This window comes from uncultured Roseovarius sp., assembly GCF_963972555.1.
Classification (GTDB): domain Bacteria; phylum Pseudomonadota; class Alphaproteobacteria; order Rhodobacterales; family Rhodobacteraceae; genus Roseovarius; species Roseovarius mucosus.
Genome location: NZ_CAXAUM010000016.1, coordinates 65,321 through 80,689 on the forward strand (window position 1 = coordinate 65,321; position 15,369 = coordinate 80,689).

Annotated in this window: 17 protein-coding genes; 8 read left to right on the top strand and 9 right to left on the bottom strand. The window is 63.7% G+C overall.

Translation table 11 applies throughout. The annotated features are described in order from the left end of the window. Window positions 1-6 precede the first annotated feature (6 nt). Entirely contained in the window at window positions 7-339 is a 333-nt protein-coding gene (locus AACZ65_RS14425; protein WP_339671984.1) for an AzlD domain-containing protein, read from the bottom strand. Then, window positions 336-1,058, bottom strand: a complete 723-nt coding sequence (locus AACZ65_RS14430) for an AzlC family ABC transporter permease (protein ID WP_339671986.1) — start codon at window positions 1,056-1,058, stop codon at window positions 336-338. The genes AACZ65_RS14425 and AACZ65_RS14430 overlap by 4 nt, the downstream gene beginning before the upstream one ends. A 57-nt stretch (window positions 1,059-1,115) precedes the next feature. Between AACZ65_RS14430 and fdhD the strand changes: the two genes are divergently transcribed. The 4 genes from fdhD to glp are packed head-to-tail and all read left to right on the top strand — an operon-like array spanning window position 1,116 to window position 5,231. Beyond that, window positions 1,116-2,006 (top strand): formate dehydrogenase accessory sulfurtransferase FdhD, encoded by an 891-nt coding sequence (gene fdhD, locus AACZ65_RS14435; RefSeq protein ID WP_339671988.1) that lies wholly within the window; start codon window positions 1,116-1,118, stop codon window positions 2,004-2,006. Further along, window positions 2,003-2,638 carry a molybdenum cofactor guanylyltransferase MobA gene (gene mobA / locus AACZ65_RS14440; RefSeq protein WP_339671990.1) on the top strand — a complete coding sequence of 212 codons (636 nt, stop codon included), beginning with the start codon at window positions 2,003-2,005 and terminating at the stop codon, window positions 2,636-2,638. Before fdhD ends, mobA begins: the two co-directional genes overlap by 4 nt. Continuing rightward, window positions 2,635-3,126, top strand: coding sequence for a molybdopterin-guanine dinucleotide biosynthesis protein B (gene mobB, locus AACZ65_RS14445; RefSeq protein WP_339671992.1), 492 nt, complete (start codon window positions 2,635-2,637; stop codon window positions 3,124-3,126). The genes mobA and mobB overlap by 4 nt, the downstream gene beginning before the upstream one ends. Continuing rightward, window positions 3,123-5,231 (top strand): gephyrin-like molybdotransferase Glp, encoded by a 2,109-nt coding sequence (gene glp, locus AACZ65_RS14450; protein ID WP_339671993.1) that lies wholly within the window; start codon window positions 3,123-3,125, stop codon window positions 5,229-5,231. The genes mobB and glp overlap by 4 nt, the downstream gene beginning before the upstream one ends. Window positions 5,232-5,238: 7 nt before the next feature. Here the strand turns inward: glp and AACZ65_RS14455 are convergent, their stop codons facing one another. Next, window positions 5,239-6,222 carry a KpsF/GutQ family sugar-phosphate isomerase gene (locus AACZ65_RS14455; protein WP_339671995.1) on the bottom strand — a complete coding sequence of 328 codons (984 nt, stop codon included), beginning with the start codon at window positions 6,220-6,222 and terminating at the stop codon, window positions 5,239-5,241. A 157-nt stretch (window positions 6,223-6,379) separates the two neighbouring features. Here AACZ65_RS14455 and AACZ65_RS14460 point away from each other — a divergent pair, with 157 nt between their 5' ends. Continuing rightward, a complete protein-coding gene (locus AACZ65_RS14460) occupies window positions 6,380-7,603 on the top strand; it encodes an MFS transporter (protein WP_339672015.1) in 1,224 nt (407 codons plus the stop codon). Between the two features lie 8 nt (window positions 7,604-7,611). Here the strand turns inward: AACZ65_RS14460 and AACZ65_RS14465 are convergent, their stop codons facing one another. From AACZ65_RS14465 to AACZ65_RS14475, 3 genes are all read right to left on the bottom strand, one after another. Next, window positions 7,612-8,982 carry a glutamate--cysteine ligase gene (locus AACZ65_RS14465; protein WP_339671997.1) on the bottom strand — a complete coding sequence of 457 codons (1,371 nt, stop codon included), beginning with the start codon at window positions 8,980-8,982 and terminating at the stop codon, window positions 7,612-7,614. A gap of 63 nt (window positions 8,983-9,045) precedes the next feature. Continuing rightward, window positions 9,046-9,573, bottom strand: a complete 528-nt coding sequence (locus tag AACZ65_RS14470; protein WP_339671999.1) for a hypothetical protein — start codon at window positions 9,571-9,573, stop codon at window positions 9,046-9,048. Then, on the bottom strand, window positions 9,570-10,301 hold the full coding sequence (locus AACZ65_RS14475; RefSeq protein ID WP_292754511.1) for a 16S rRNA (uracil(1498)-N(3))-methyltransferase: 732 nt from the start codon (window positions 10,299-10,301) through the stop codon (window positions 9,570-9,572). Before AACZ65_RS14475 ends, AACZ65_RS14470 begins: the two co-directional genes overlap by 4 nt. A gap of 11 nt (window positions 10,302-10,312) precedes the next feature. On the opposite strand from AACZ65_RS14475, the gene ubiA reads away from it, so the two are divergent. The 3 genes from ubiA to AACZ65_RS14490 all read left to right on the top strand — a co-directional run bounded on the left by ubiA (window position 10,313) and on the right by AACZ65_RS14490 (window position 13,580). Beyond that, complete coding sequence (ubiA, locus tag AACZ65_RS14480; RefSeq protein WP_292754508.1) at window positions 10,313-11,278, top strand: 4-hydroxybenzoate octaprenyltransferase; 966 nt, start codon at window positions 10,313-10,315, stop codon at window positions 11,276-11,278. A 62-nt stretch (window positions 11,279-11,340) separates the two neighbouring features. Continuing rightward, a complete protein-coding gene (locus AACZ65_RS14485; RefSeq protein WP_286780890.1) occupies window positions 11,341-13,248 on the top strand; it encodes an OmpA family protein in 1,908 nt (635 codons plus the stop codon). Further along, the gene (locus tag AACZ65_RS14490; protein WP_037269059.1) at window positions 13,245-13,580 is read left to right on the top strand and encodes a hypothetical protein; all 336 of its coding nucleotides are present in this window, start codon (window positions 13,245-13,247) and stop codon (window positions 13,578-13,580) included. The genes AACZ65_RS14485 and AACZ65_RS14490 overlap by 4 nt, the downstream gene beginning before the upstream one ends. A gap of 175 nt (window positions 13,581-13,755) precedes the next feature. On the opposite strand, the gene AACZ65_RS14495 is transcribed toward AACZ65_RS14490, so the two are convergent. The 3 genes from AACZ65_RS14495 to rpmB form a co-directional block, all read right to left on the bottom strand. Continuing rightward, a complete protein-coding gene (locus AACZ65_RS14495) occupies window positions 13,756-14,232 on the bottom strand; it encodes a copper chaperone PCu(A)C (RefSeq protein ID WP_286780889.1) in 477 nt (158 codons plus the stop codon). A 42-nt stretch (window positions 14,233-14,274) separates the two neighbouring features. Beyond that, complete coding sequence (locus tag AACZ65_RS14500; RefSeq protein ID WP_339672006.1) at window positions 14,275-14,622, bottom strand: hypothetical protein; 348 nt, start codon at window positions 14,620-14,622, stop codon at window positions 14,275-14,277. A 103-nt stretch (window positions 14,623-14,725) separates the two neighbouring features. After that, entirely contained in the window at window positions 14,726-15,016 is a 291-nt protein-coding gene (gene rpmB / locus AACZ65_RS14505; RefSeq protein WP_286780888.1) for a 50S ribosomal protein L28, read from the bottom strand. Window positions 15,017-15,369: the final 353 nt, after the last annotated feature.

The window sequence follows — 15,369 nt, forward strand, 5'->3', positions numbered from 1 at the left end:
GGGCTCTTATATCTGCCCCATCAGCGCCAATCCGGCGTAGAGTGTGACCGCGCCCAAGAGGATTGCCACAATCACATTGCGCAGCACATAGCCTGCAATCAGCGTCACCAGTGCCGCCGCCATGCGCGGAGCATCGAGCGTGCCACCCGTCGCCGCAGGCCAGACCACCAGAGGGGCCACCAATCCGGGCAGCACCGCAACTGCCGTATAGCGCAGGTGCCGCAACAGCCACGCGGGCAGGGGCCGGTCGCCGATCAGCCCGGTAAAGACAAAGCGCAGCCCGAAACTGCCCAGACCCAAGAGCACGATCACGGTCCAGAGGCTTGTCTTGTCGATCATGGCAGCCGCGCCTCCTTGCGCCGCTCAAGGATCAGCTCAACCTGCGCGCCGGTCATCATGCCTGCAATACCCGCGACCAGCAGGCCAAGGTTATACGGGAGAAACGCAAAGACCAGCGCCAGGGTCACAGAGACAAAAGCCGCCGCCAGATGCGCAGGCGTACGCAGCATCGGCGCGATCATCGCGAGAAACGTGATCGGTAGCGCGAAATCGAGCGCCAGCCCCTCGGGGATCGATGTGCCCACAAGCGCGCCGACCAGAGTGAAGATATACCAGAGCGGGCAAATCGGCGTGACCACACCAAAGAAATACGCGAGCCTCTGGGGGATCGACCATCCGGGGTTCTTCTCAAAGGCGACGATGGCGCAGGTATAGCTCTGATCCACCGTGAAATAGGCCGCAAGGGCGCGCTGACCCAAACTCGCCCCGCCGATATACGGGGTGAGAGATGCGGAATACATCGCCATCCGCAGGTTGACCGCCAAGGCGGAAATAAGCGCAATCGCGGTGGGCGCGCCGTCGCTGAGCAGTTGCAGCGCCGTGAACTGCGCCGCGCCTGCGATCACCAGAACCGAAAAGCTGAGCGTTTCAAACACGTTGAGCCCGGCCTCGGTTGCCACCACGCCAAAGAGCAGCGAAAAGGGAACTATCACCAGGATGAAGGGCGCACCGTCGCGCACGCCTTGCCAATAGGTCGAATTGGTGGTTTGCCTATGCACCGCTTGCCCCTAAGTTGCCCCTGTGCCCTGACACGGCCTACCCAATGCCAGAAGGAGATGCAATTGGCCACGACCGAAGACCTTCTGTCTTATCTCATTGCGCCCGATCCCGCCGCCCCGCGCCTGACGCGCGCGGTTGAAGGGGTGGATCATGAGGGCAAGCGCACGCAGATTTCGGTGGTCGAGGAGCGCCCGCTCACGATTTTCCTCAACGCGCAGGAAATCGTGACTGCCATGACGATTGGCGATTACCCTGAGTATCTGGCGCTTGGTTTCCTGCGCAATCAGGGGATGCTGGGACCGCAAGAGAAGGTTCTGGGTGTGGACTATGATGACGAGTTGGAAACCGTCGTGGTGCGCACCGATGGTCAGACGAGCTACGAGGAAAAGCTCAAGAAGAAAACCCGCACCAGCGGTTGCGCTGTGGGCACCGTCTTTGGCGACATGATGGAGGGGCTGGAGGGCGTGACCCTGCCCGCGGTGACGGTCAAGACCTCGGATCTCTATGCCTTGGCCAGCGTGATCAACCGCACGCCCTCGCTTTACCTCGAGGCAGGGGCCATTCATGGCACCGTGCTCTGCCAAGGCAACCGCCCGCTGGTCTATATGGAGGATGTGGGCCGCCATAACGCCGTGGACAAGATCGCGGGCTGGATGCTGAGCGAAGGCGTCGCGGCCGGCGACAAGCTGCTCTACACCACGGGGCGTCTGACCTCGGAAATGGTGATCAAGACCGCGATGATGGGGATTCCGGTGCTCGCCTCGCGCTCGGGCTTTACCGCATGGGGCGTGGAAATCGCGCGCCAGGTGGGGCTGACCCTGATTGGCCGGATGCGCGGCAAACGGTTTGTCTGTCTTTCGGGTGAGGAGCGGCTCTTGCGGGACGCGGATCCCGAGAGCGTGGGCGACGAGGACAAGAAACACCGCCGCAAAGGGGCCGACGCATGAGCCGGCCCCTCGGGGTCATCCTCGCAGGGGGGCAGGCCACGCGCATGGGTGGCGGCGACAAGGGGCTGTTGGCCCTTGATGAGCGCCCGATCCTCGCGCATGTGATGGACCGCCTAGCCCCGCAGGTGGGGGCGATGGCGCTGAATGCCAACGGTGATGCGGCGCGGTTCGACGCCTTTGCCCTGCCAGTGCTGCCCGATCCGATCCCCGGTTTCGCGGGGCCGCTGGTGGGGGTTCTGGCCGGTCTCGATTGGGCTGCGGGGCAGGGGGCCGAGGCAATTGTCACCGTCGCCGCCGACACGCCGTTTTTTCCGACCGATCTTGTCGCGCAGCTCACACAGACGGCAGAGGGCATGGCGCATCCGCTCGCTCTTGCTGCCACACCGCGCGGTGATACGGATACCAAATCCATGAGCGGCAGCGGTCTGGTTCGCCATCCCACCTTTGGCCTCTGGCCCACGGCGTTGCGGCATGACTTGCGCGCGGCGCTGATGGACGGGCTGCGCAAGGTCGTGCTCTGGACCGACAAGCACGGCGGGCGCGAGGCGGTGTTCGACGATGCCCTTGATCCGTTTTTCAACGTCAATACGCCCGAGGATCTGGACGCGGCGCGCAGGAGAATATCAGCATGAGGATTTACGGCGTCACCGGCTGGAAGAACGCGGGCAAGACCGGGCTGATGGAGAGGCTGGTGGCGGAAATCACCGGACGCGGTTATACTGTCTCGACTGTGAAACATGCCCATCATACTTTTGACGTGGACCAACCTGGCAAGGACAGCCATCGCCACCGCATCGCAGGCGCGACCGAGGTGCTCTTGGCGTCGCGCAATCGCTTTGCCTTGATGCATGAACTGCGGGAGGACGAGGAGCCAAGCCTGGAAACCCTGCTGCAAAAACTATCCCCTGTCGATCTGGTGCTGGTAGAAGGCTACAAGCGTGACCGCCACCCCAAGGTTGAGGCGTTTCGGGTCGAGACCGGCAATCCGCTGATCGCCACCGATGATCCCACTATCCGTGCTGTGGCGAGCGATACGACCCTGACCATCGACCGCCCCCTGTTCGACCTTGACGACACCAAGGCGATTGCAGATTTCATTCTCGCAGAGGTGGGCTTGTGACCCGGTTTGACACCATCGCAATGCTGGATTGGTCGGGCGGTGGCGACACCGGGCCGCAACCGCGCAAGGATGCGATCTGGCTTGGGGTGACGCGCAACACCGTGGACCAGGCACCGCGATACCTGCGCAACCGGGCCGAGGCCGAGGCGGCACTGATGTCTTTGATCGAGACAGAGATCACGGCGGGCCGCAGGCTGCTGATCGGGGTGGATTTTCCCTTTGGCTTCCCAGCGGGATTCGCGCGGGGGCTGACCGGGTGCGAAAATCCTTTTGCGGTCTGGGACTGGCTGGAAACGGTGATCGAGGATGGGCCGCAGGCCAATAACCGCTTTGACGTGGCAGGCGAGATCAACCGCCGCTTTCCCGGTGTGGGGCCGTTCTGGTTCAACGGGGTGAAGCGCGAGATTGCCGACCTGCCGCGCAAGGATACGCGCGAAGGTCATGGTATGGTTGAGCGGCGCGCAGCCGAGGCAAGGGCGAAGGGGGCCTTTACCTGCTGGCAGATGGGGGGCGCGGGCGCCGTGGGCGGGCAGGTGCTGACCGGTTTACCGGTGCTCAACCGATTGCGGCGTAGGTTCTATGGGCAGGTGTCTGTCTGGCCATTCGAGGTGTTGGACAAGCCTGTGGCACTGGTCGAGGTTTGGCCCGGCCTCATCAATCCCGCCGTAAAACGGGCCGAGGAGCAGGGCGGCATCCGCGACGCGCATCAGGTGCGCTTGATGGCGCGTGCGTTGGCCCGCATGTCCCCGCACCGGCTGACCGAGATGCTGGCGGTGGACGCGCCCGAAGAGGGCTGGATCCTTGGGCTGGGACATGAGGCAGAACTGATCGCTGCCTGCGAGGACACCCTAAAACCGCCGCCCCTGCGCAACGATTGCTTTGCGCTGCCTGCAGGCGTGGATTGGACGCCGGTGGATGACGCGCTCGCCCTGTTGCGCGACCGGTTGCGCCCTGTTGTGGGCCAGAGCCGCGCGCCTCTGGCGCAAGCGTTGGGCCGCGTGTTGGCAACCCCGATTACTGCCCCGCGCGCGAACCCGCCCGAGGCGAATACGGCCGTGGACGGCTATGGCTTTGCCCATGCCAGCCTGACCACCGGCGATCAGGTGCTGCCGCTCGTTCAGGGCCGCGCGGCTGCGGGCGTGCCCTATTCCGGTACGGTGCCGCCGGGTTATGCCATCCGCGTGCTGACGGGGGCGGCCCTGCCGACGGGTGTCGATGCCGTGATCCTGCAAGAGGATGTGACCTTGGACGAGGGGCGCATCGCGTTTCGTTCTGGTCTCAAACCCGGTGCCAATACCCGCCGCGCGGGCGAGGATGTGGCGGCAGGCGCGCCGGTGCTGGAGCCGGGCCGGGTCATTACCCCCGCCGATCTGGCACTCTGCGCCGCGGTGGGGCTCTCGGACCTGCCCATCCATGACCAGTTGCATGTTGCGGTGATGTCCACGGGGGATGAGTTGGTCGAACCGGGCGCGCCCGCCCGAGACGGGCAAATCTATGATGCCAATCGTCCGATGCTCTTGGGGCTGATGCAACAGATGGGCTATGCGCCGCTTGATCTGGGGCGGATTGGCGATGATCGCGCGGCCCTGCGTGCGGCCTTTGATCGTGCCTCTGAGAATGCCGATGCGATCCTGACCTCGGGTGGGGCGTCTGCTGGGGATGAAGATCATGTATCGGCCTTGCTGAACGAGGCGGGGGCGATGGCCCAGTGGCGCATCGCGCTCAAGCCGGGGCGCCCGCTGGCGCTTGGTCTCTGGCGGGGCGTGCCGGTCTTTGGCCTGCCGGGCAATCCGGTGGCGGCGCTCGTCTGCGCGCTGATCTTTGCGCGGCCTGCGCTGCGACTCTTGTCCGGGGCGGGGTGGTCTATGCCTCAGGGATTTCACGTGCCGGCCGCCTTTGAGAAACGCAAGAAACCGGGCCGCCGCGAATATCTGCGTGCGCGTATCCGTGAGGGGCGGGCCGAAGTCTTTGCCTCGGAAGGATCAGGGCGGATCAGTGGCCTGAGTTGGGCCGAAGGCTTGGTCGAGCTGCCGGACGGAGCTGTGACCATTCTACCGGGTGATCCGGTGCGCTATATCCCTTTTGCGAGCTTTTTAAGCGCCTGAACTGGGATCAGGCGACCCCGGCGCGCAGGATGTCATGGATATGCACGAGGCCGCGCAATTGCCCGGTCTCGTCCACGGCAAAGAGCGCGCTGATCTTGTGGGTGTTCATGACCCCCAATGCCTCGGACAAGAGTGCCTCGGGCAGGATGCTGCGGGGATTTCGCGTTGCCACCTCTCCGGCGGTGCGCGCCATGAGGTCCGACAGGTTTCGGCGCAAATCACCATCGGTGATCACCGCCAAGAGCCGACCCTCCTCGACAACCGCCGCCACGCCAAAGCCCTTGGCGGTCATCTCGATCAAGGTCTCGCCCATCGGGGTCTCTTGGCTGACAATCGGCAGCGCCGTGCCGGTGTGCATGACCGAGGACACGCGCAAAAGCTGCGCGCCGAGTGTGCCACCGGGGTGAAAGGCGAGGAAGTTCTCACGCTCAAATCCGCGCAGGCGCATCAGGGCCACGGCAAGGGCATCGCCCAAGGCCAAAGTGCACGTGGTGCTGGTGGTCGGGGCCATGCCAATGGCGCAGGCTTCGGGCGCATTGGGCAGGGTCAGCAGGAAATCGGCCTGTTGGCCAAGGGTGCTGTCAGGTTTTTTCGTGATGGCAATGAGCGGAATCGCAAAGCGGCGACTATGGGCGATGATATCGGCCAGTTCGCGGGTCTCGCCGGAGTTGGAGATCAGGATCAGCGCATCTTGCGGTGTGATCATGCCCAGATCGCCGTGGCTTGCCTCACCGGGGTGGACATACTGCGCGGGCGTGCCGGTGCTGGCCATGGTTGCCGCGATTTTCGCGGCGATATGGCCGGATTTGCCCATGCCCGAGACGATCACCCGTCCCTTGACCTCAAGCAGGCTGGCCACAACCGCGTCGAAATCGGCGGGCATTGCGGAGTGGAGGGCGCTGAGGGCCTCGGCCTCGATCCGGATCACGCCACGGGCAATCTCGGTCGGGGTTTCGATCTGGGCCTCGGTGTGGGTCTTGGCGGTTGACATGGGCGGTGCCCTCCTTTTGCGGCAACTGTTAGCGTGTCGTGCGTCCCGGGCCAAGCGCGGGATGTGGATTGCAGCAAAATGCCGCCCCGTCGATCCCCAGAGCATGCCCAGCTTTTTCCATCTGGTCAGTCGCCACGCGCCGTCATATCGTCGCGCCATGAATGCCGATGCCGCCCTTCTTGACAGCCGATACGCCTGGACGCGCCTTGCCGTGTCACTGGCCATTGCCATGATCGGCAATGTGGGGATGTGGTCGATCATCGTGGTGATGCCCGCCATGCAGGCCGAGTTTGGCGTCGACCGCGCCGCGGCCTCGATGCCCTATACTCTGACCATGATCGGCTTTGCTCTTGGCAATCTCGGGATCGGCCGGGTGGTGGACCGGTTCGGTGTTACCACGGCGTTGATCGGGTCGGCGTTGCTGATTTCTGCGGCGACGGCCCTTGCCGCGCTCAGCCCGACGGTGATCCTGCTCTCGAGCCTGCAATTTCTGATTGGCTTTGGCACTGCCGCCAGTTTCGGGCCGCTCATCGCCGATGTCTCGCTCTGGTTTCTCAAGCGGCGGGGGATTGCCGTGGCAATCACCGCGAGTGGCAATTACCTCTCGGGGGCGATCTGGCCTGTGATCCTTGCGGGGATATTGTCCGAGCAGGGATGGCGCGCAGTTTACATGGTGCTGGCGGTCGTGACCGTGGCGGGGGTGATCCCCTTGGCCCTGCTCTTGCGCCGCCGGGTGCCGATGGCGGCGCGGGCGCATGCCGATAGCCTCTCCTCCGCGCGGGCCGGAGCGACGGGCCTCTCACCGCGCGCTCTGGCGCTGCTTCTTGGCCTTGCCGGCGTGGGCTGCTGCGTGGCGATGTCGATGCCGCAGGTCCATATCGTGAGCTATTGCGTCGATCTGGGCTATGGCCCGGCTGTGGGCTCACAGATGCTGTCGCTCATGCTCTTGGGCGGTGTCGCGTCGCGCATCGTGTCAGGTCTGCTGGCGGATCGTTTGGGCGGTGTGCGGACGCTCTTGATCGGCTCGGCGCTGCAGTGCCTCGCGCTGTTCCTCTATTTGCCCTCGGGCGGTCTGACCTCGCTCTATATTGTGAGCCTTGTCTTTGGCTTGGCACAGGGGGGGATTGTGCCCAGCTATGCCGTGATCGTGCGGGAATACATGCCCAGTGCAGAGGCCGGACGACGCGTGGGATTCGTGATGATGGCGACGATTGCCGGGATGGCGATCGGCGGCTGGATGTCGGGCTGGATCTATGACCTGACCGGCAGCTATCACATGGCGTTTCTCAACGGCATCGCGTGGAATTTCCTGAACATCGGGATCATGGTTTTGATCCTGCTGCGCACACGGACCCGCACCGGCAGCGCACTGCCGGCGTGATCCGGCTTTTAATAGCTGTAATCGGCGTAAATCCGGCTCAGATCGCCGTTCCAGTCACCATTGTAGCGATCGAGCAGTTCATCCGCCGGGGTCTTGCCTGTCTCAACACTCTCGCGCAGGGCATTGAGGAAATGCGTCTCGTCCGGGATCATGCCGCCGCCGCCCGAGCGCGCGCGCGCCTTGAGACCGGCCTCTGATATATCCAGCACCGCGCGGGCCAGTTCATGCATGTGGACGTCGCCCACGCGCGCCTGAAGCCCATCGACGCTGGCCGCCACGCGCAGCGCATCGCGCGTCGCGGCATCCCAGCCCTTGCAGATGTCCCATGCCGCGTCCAAGGCGGATTGGTCGTACATCAGCCCCACCCAGAAGGCAGGCAGCGCGCAGAGCCTGCGCCAAGGGCCGCCATCGGCGCCACGCATTTCCATGAATTTCTTGATCCGCGCCTCGGGAAAGGTCGTGGTCAGGTGATCCGCCCAATCGCTCAGCGTCGGCTTCTCGCCGGGCAGCGCAGGCAGTTCACCGCGCAGGAAGTCGCGGAACGACTGCCCCAGAGCGTCGATATATTTGCCATCGCGATAGACGAAATACATCGGCACATCGAGCGCATAGTCTGCATAGGCCTCGAATCCAAACCCCTCTTCGAACACAAACGGCAACATTCCGGTGCGAGCGGGATCAAGATCGCGCCAGACGCGGGAACGCCAGCTTTTGTGCCCGTTGGGTTTGCCCTCGAAAAAGGGCGAATTGGCAAAGAGCGCCGTCGCCACCGGTTGCAGGGCCAGTGCCACGCGGAGTTTCTGCACCATGTCGGTTTCTGAGGAAAAATCGAGATTGACCTGAACGGTGCAGGTGCGGCGCATCATGGTCCGGCCCATGGTGCCGACTTTTTGCATATAGCTGTCCATCAGCTTGTAACGGCCCTTGGGCATGAGCGGCATGTCCTCATGCGTCCAGATGGGAGCCGCGCCCAGACCGATAAAGCCGACACCCACCTTGTCGGCGATGTCCTTGACGTCGCGCAGGTGGTCGTTCACCTCGTCGCAAGTCTGATGGATGGTCTCGAGCGGCGCGCCGGACAATTCCAGTTGCCCGCCCGGCTCGAGGCTCACATTCGCACCGTCTTTTTCCAGCCCGATGAGCTTGCCGCCCTCTTCCACAGGAGCCCAGCCATGCACATCGCGCAGCCCTTCGAGCACCGCCAGAATGCTCCGCGGCCCCTCGTACGGGATGGGGCGCTGCGTGTCCTTGCAATAGCCGAACTTCTCGTGCTCGGTGCCAATGCGCCAATCTTCCTTGGGTTTGCAACCACTTGCCAGATACTCTGCCAGTTGCTCATGGCGTTCGATCGGCCCGCCGCCGGATTGTGGGATGGACATGTTCGGGCCTCCTGATCAGGGCAGTGTCTCGGGCGACACAGTTGGCGGCAAACGTCAGGACTGTCAATGCAGCCTAAGGTGCGAGGCGGTGCTTTGCGATTTCTGCCAGATCACAGTCGGGTGATTGGGCAGGCGGCGCATTTGGAAAAGCATATGTTCGGTGCGCAGGCCGGGCAGGGCGGCGAAGGCGTCAAAGAGTGCCTCTGCGCCCTCGGCATTGAGCGGGATATGCAGCGCGGGCGCGCCTTGCGTGCTCAGCACCCAATGCGGCGGCTTGCCTGTCGGATCAAGCGTCAGGGCGTCAAGATCGCGGATCGCCACCACGCCCCCCGTGAGAGGCCCGAAATAGGCAACCTGTCCCTCGTCGACCTGCACCACGCCGGGACCGCCCGCGCCTGCGCGAAAGCGTGTCCGTTGCAGCCCCATCAACAGGACCGCCCCGGCGAGGATCAAAAGCACGTAACCCAGCCATTGCAGAAGGCCGTAGCTGCCAACCCCCCACCAGAGACCAAGCGTCGCCAGCCCCAGCCCGCTCAAAACCTCGCGCCAGCGCCAAAGGGCGGCGCGCGCCTGCGGGCGAATAAAGCTCATGTCCAGTCCCCCAAAGTGGTCTGCCAGAGTGTCATCGCCGCCACCGCCGCCGTATCCGCGCGCAGGATGCGTGGCCCGAGGCTGATGGCGTGGGCCTGCGGCAGCGCCGCGAGGCGTGCGCGCTCTGCCTCCGAGAAACCGCCTTCGGGGCCGATCAGGATGGCCCATGGCGCGCCGCGCGGCAGATCACGACCAAGGGTTGCCGCGTGGCCCGCCAGCGCCTCGTCGCAAAACATCAATTGACGATCCTCGGGCCAGTTGGCCAGCATCCGGTCGAGGCGGTGCAGGTCGCTGACCTCTGGCACGAATGTGCCGCCGCATTGTTCGGCGGCCTCAACGGCATGGGCCTGAAGCCGGTCCTGCCGGATACGCTCGGCATTGGTGAACTCGGTCTGCACCGGGATGATCCGCGCTACGCCCATTTCTGCGGCTTTCTCGACAATGAAATCTGTGCGCGCCTTCTTGATCGGAGCGAACATGAGCCAGAGGTCGGGCGGATTGCGCTGCGGTGCTGTCTGCTCGGCCACCTGCAAGGCACCGCCGCGCTTGCCTGCCTCGATCACGTCGGCGCGCCATTCCCCGGCCTCACCATTGAACAAGAGCACGGCGTCCCCCACGCCTTGCCGCATCACCCCAAAGAGGTAATGCGCCTGCGGCTGGCTCAGAGGAATGGTTTGCCCTTCCCCCAACGGGTGCTCTACATAAAGCCTGATCTTCGCTGCTTTCATGGGGCCAACATATGACCGCAAAGAACCAGATGCCAGAGGCCACGGGACAGGTGGCCGATGCCTATGCTGGCAATTGGGTGGACCGTCTGGCCCCTGCCGCCACGCGCCCTTACTTGCGGCTGAGCCGTGCGGACCGACCGATTGGCACATGGCTCTTGCTCTTGCCCTGCTGGTGGGGGCTGACGCTTGCGATGCTGTCGGACGGTCAGGCGGGATGGCACGATCTGTGGATCTTTACCGGCTGCGCCCTCGGGGCTTTTCTGATGCGCGGGGCGGGCTGCACCTGGAACGATATTACCGACCGGCATATCGACGGCTCTGTGGCGCGCACTGCATCGCGCCCAATTCCCGCAGGTCAGGTCACGGTGCGCGGCGCGCTCATCTGGATGGCGGCGCAGGCGCTGCTTGCGTTCGGGATTCTTCTGACCTTCAACGCCGCCGCGATTACCCTTGGCGTCTTGTCGCTCTTGCCTGTCGCGGTCTATCCCTTCGCCAAGCGATTTACATGGTGGCCGCAAGTGTTTCTCGGCCTCGCCTTCAACTGGGGCGCCCTTCTTGCGTGGGCGGCGCATAGCGGCCGGCTGGAAGCGCCCGCGGTGATCCTCTATCTCGCGGGTATTGCCTGGACACTCTTTTATGACACGATCTATGCCCATCAGGACGCAGAAGATGACGCTCTGATCGGTGTCAAATCCACGGCGCGGCTTTTTGGGGACAACTCGCCTCGCTGGCTGCGGTGGTTTCTGGTGGCGACCGTGTCGCTGATGGCGGTGGCCGTCATTCTTGCGGTGCCCGATGCGCGGCTGACAGCACTCCTTGTGGCGCTATGCGGCCCTTGGGTGATGGGCTGGCACATGCAGGGACAGATGCGCCGTTTGCGGTTGGACGATACTGCGCGGTTGCTTCAACTCTTTCGTTCCAACCGGGATGCGGGCCTCTTGCCTGTGCCGTTTTTCGCCGTCGCCTGTCTCCTGTGATTGAACTCAGGCCGCCGCGCGCCTAAAGACGTGGGCAGCACTCATGAACTGGCCATTGCCCGATGCGTTTATCATCCGCTTTCACGATCGCAGGAACCTTTGCCGGGGCAGCGGTGCTTGCGGTTGTTGCCGCGGGCTTTGCCGTGAGCGCCATCGAGGACAGTTCGCGCCGCGCGGTGCGTGATACGCTGGACCGCGTCGGTCTGGTCTGGGCCGATGTCGACACGGATGGCCTGCAACTCTTTCTTGCGGGCACCGCGCCCTCTGAGGCGCTGCGGTTCAAGGCGCTGTCGCTGGCGGGCACGGTGGTCGATGCGGCGCGGGTGATTGATCAGATGCTGGTCGAGGATGCGGCGGATATTGCGCCGCCGCGCTTTGCCATCGAAATCCTGCGCAATGACAGCGGTATTTCCCTGATCGGGCTGGTGCCTGCCGCCACGGATCGTGACAAGCTTTTGGCGGATATCGCGTCTGAAACCGATGATGTGACGGTGGCCGATCTGCTTGATTCCGCGGACTATCCCTATCCAGAGACATGGCCCGCCGCGCTGCGTTATGCGGTCCGGTCGCTTGGGAAATTGCCGCGGGCCAAGATCTCCGTCAGCGCGGATCGGGTCGAGATCAAGGCCATGGTCGACAGCACCGAGGCGCAGCGCCGGATCGAGACGGATCTGGCACGCGCGGCACCAGACAACGTGCGGCTGGCGCTTGCCATCTCGGCCCCGCGCCCGGTTATCACACCCTTTACCCTGCGGTTCGTGATCGACGAAACCGGCGCGCGGTTCGACTCCTGCTCTGCCGACACTGAAGAGACACGCGAGCGCATTTTGCGCGCTGCAGGCAAGGCGGGCATACAGTCCAAGGCCGATTGCGTGGTGGGGATGGGCGTGCCCTCGCCACAATGGGCGCGGGCGGCGGAACTGGCCATAGCTGCGGTCGCGGATCTGGGCGGAGGCACGGTTACGTTTTCCGATGCCGATGTGGCGCTCTTGGCACCTGAAGGCACCGCGCAGAGCCTGTTCGACGACGTGGCTGGCAAGCTTGAGGCCGAATTGCCCGAGGTCTTTGCCCTCACCGCCACCTTGCCGCCGCCCCCCGATGCCGCGCAGCCCGCAGCGCCCGAATTCGTGGCCACCCTCTCGCCCGAAGGTCAGGTTGTGATTCGTGGGCGGGTGGGCAGTGAAAACAGCCGTGAAACTGTGCGCAGCTTTGCCAAAGCGCGATTTTCTTCGGATTCGGTGCATCTGACGGCGCGGGTGGCTGAGGGGCTGCCGCGTGACTGGTCGATCCGGGTTCTGACCGGCCTCGAGGCACTGTCGTATCTGTCGAATGGTGTCGTTACGGTGACGCCTGATAATATCGGCGTTCAAGGCAACACCGGCCGCAAGAGCGCCAGCGCGGAAATCGCGCAGTTTCTGGCAGAAAAGCTGGGTGAGGCCGAGAAATATACCATCGACGTGACCTACAAAGAGGCCCTTGATCCCGTCGCCGGGCTTCCAACGCCAGATGAATGCGAGGCGCAGATCGCTGCGATTCAGGCAGGGCGCAAGATCAACTTTGAGCCGGGATCAGCCAAGATCGACGCGCAAGGGGCCGCGATCATGGACGATATTGCCGATGTGCTGAAAAAATGCGGCGAAATCCGCATGGAGATTGGCGGCCATACCGACAGTCAGGGCAGCGAGGATATGAACGTGCAACTCAGCCTCGCACGGGCGCGTGCGGTGCTGGACGAATTGCGCATGCGCCGTGTGCTGACCTCGAGCATCGACGCAAAGGGCTATGGCGAAAGCGTGCCCATTGCCGACAACGGGACCGAAGAGGGCCGCGAGACCAATCGCCGCATCGAATTTCGCCTGATCCGCCCCGAGCCGGTGGAAGATGAGCAAACAGCGCTTGAAAGCCTCGAAGAACCGGGGGAAGAAGGGGCTGAGGCCGAAAAGACCACGCAGGACAAGCCAACCGAATGAACAGAACCGAATTCATCATCGCAACCGCCATCGTCCTTTTCGTGGCGTTCTGCATGGGCTGGTTCGCCAATTGGCTGGTACATCGCTTCATCCGCGTACCGGGATCCGATGTCGGGGAGTTGGAACGGCTGGCGCAGGAACTGCACGAGGCTGAGGAAACCCGCGATCAGGCTATCACCTATTTGCAACAGCGCGAGGCCGAGCTGACCAACCAGATCAGTCAGACCGAGGCAGAATTGGCCGCGACCATGGATGGTCTTCGCGAAGCGCGCTACGAGGCTGAACAACTGCGTGCGCACCTGGAAAAGGTGGCTGGCCGCGCGGTCGGCTGATTTCGGCAGCGGGCACAGGACGCGCCGGGGCGGAAACTTTTCGTTCCCACGAACTCTAATTGTTTGAATTGCGCGCAAAAACGGGGCCCCAACCGGTGTCGCGCGATTGGAGCCGCCTTTCTTTGATGTGCAAGCGAGACCGGCATGGCAGACCGCCCAGCCGGGCCCGAGCGGGTCAGTTACCTGTTCCGTGACCTTTTGCGCCAGCACCTTCGGGCTTGCGCGCCAGATCGACCGGAACATCCACAACGATTTCTCCGGATTTTTCAAAAACCAACGTCAGCGGAATGATCTTGCCCTGCTCAAAGCTCTCGGTCAGCCCCATCAACATCACGTGGGCGCCGCCGCGCTGTAACACCAACGTCTCGCCTGCCGCGATGGCAAAGCCCTCTTCGACATGCATCATTTTCATGACGCCACCCTCTTCGAGATGGGTGTGCAATTCGACCTTTTGCGCGGCGGGAGAGGTCGCGCCGAGCAGGCGGTCATCGGCGTCGCCGATATTCTCGATGAGCATGAAGGCTGCGCCGGTTTTGGCGGTGGGGCTGGCGCTGCGGGCGTAGGTGTCGAGCACGTGGATTTCCTGCGCCAGTGCGGGCACGGCAAGGACGGTCGCGGCAAGGGCCGCCAGAAGGGGGGATTTGAAGGACATGGGTCGCTCCTTAATGTCTGTATCACGGTCTGGAATGGGGTGTCAGACCGTCACAGGCGGCGCGCGTGCCACGCTCGGGGGCTGGCCGCGCATCACGGCGTGGCGGCCCATTGCCACAGTCCCCATCCGTCGCTCCGGCCCCTTCCAGAGGCCGAGGGTCGGGGGTGAGACCAGAACAACGGCAAAACCGGGCAGGCAATCGGGGCAGAGGTGCTGTGCGGCCACAGGCTGTCCGTCGGCATCGACGGCGATAGTGACCGGGCCTGTGCCGGTGCAGAGCACGATTTGCCCCACCGGCTGCGCGCCGCCGCGCGCCACCGCAAGGCTCTGGCTGGTGAGGGCCAGAACCAGGCAGAGGGCCAAGGCCAATATCGGGTGCAGTGGTCTCATCGGCCTGACATATAGGCCTGCGCGACCGGCTTGGGCAAGCGGCAAAAGCAAACAGCCCCGCCGGTTAGGCAGGGCTGGGTGCAAAGCGATTGGACGCTCAGAATCAGGCGGTTGCGGCCTGCGCCTTGGCGATCTCTTTCTTGACCTTCAGCGCGGTTGCGGACAGTTCGTCGTCCTTTGCCTTGGCCAGAAATGCATCGAGACCCCCGCGATGATCGACACTGCGCAGAGCATGCGCCGAAATCCGCAGCTTGATGCCGCGATTCAGGGTTTCAGATTGCAGCGTCACGTCGTTGAGGTTCGGCAGATACCGACGACGTGTCTTGTTGTTGGCGTGGCTGGAGTTGTTGCCAACCATCGGGCCTTTACCGGTCAGTTCACAGCGGCGCGACATGAGATCATCCTCGTTCTTGCTGAGGGCGCGTGCTGGCCCTTCTTAACACAAACGGGCACCACCACAGGCAGTGCCCCGAATTCCGTTTGGCGTCTTTAGGCCCAAAGCACAGGCGCGTCAAGGGATTCTCGGGTTGAAATTGCCGCAATCCGGCGCCGTCGCATCACCCGCCAGCGTCGAGCACATGGGCATCTTCGGCGAGAGTATTCTAGCCAAGAAGAAGCGGGCAGGGTGGTAGCATGGCAGAAGGTCTCCGCCGATCTCTGCGGACGCTAAATTGCGCTGATCTGAGGGGGGAATTGGTGGAGCCTAGGGGGATCGAACCCCTGACCTCTTGCATGCCATGCAAGCGC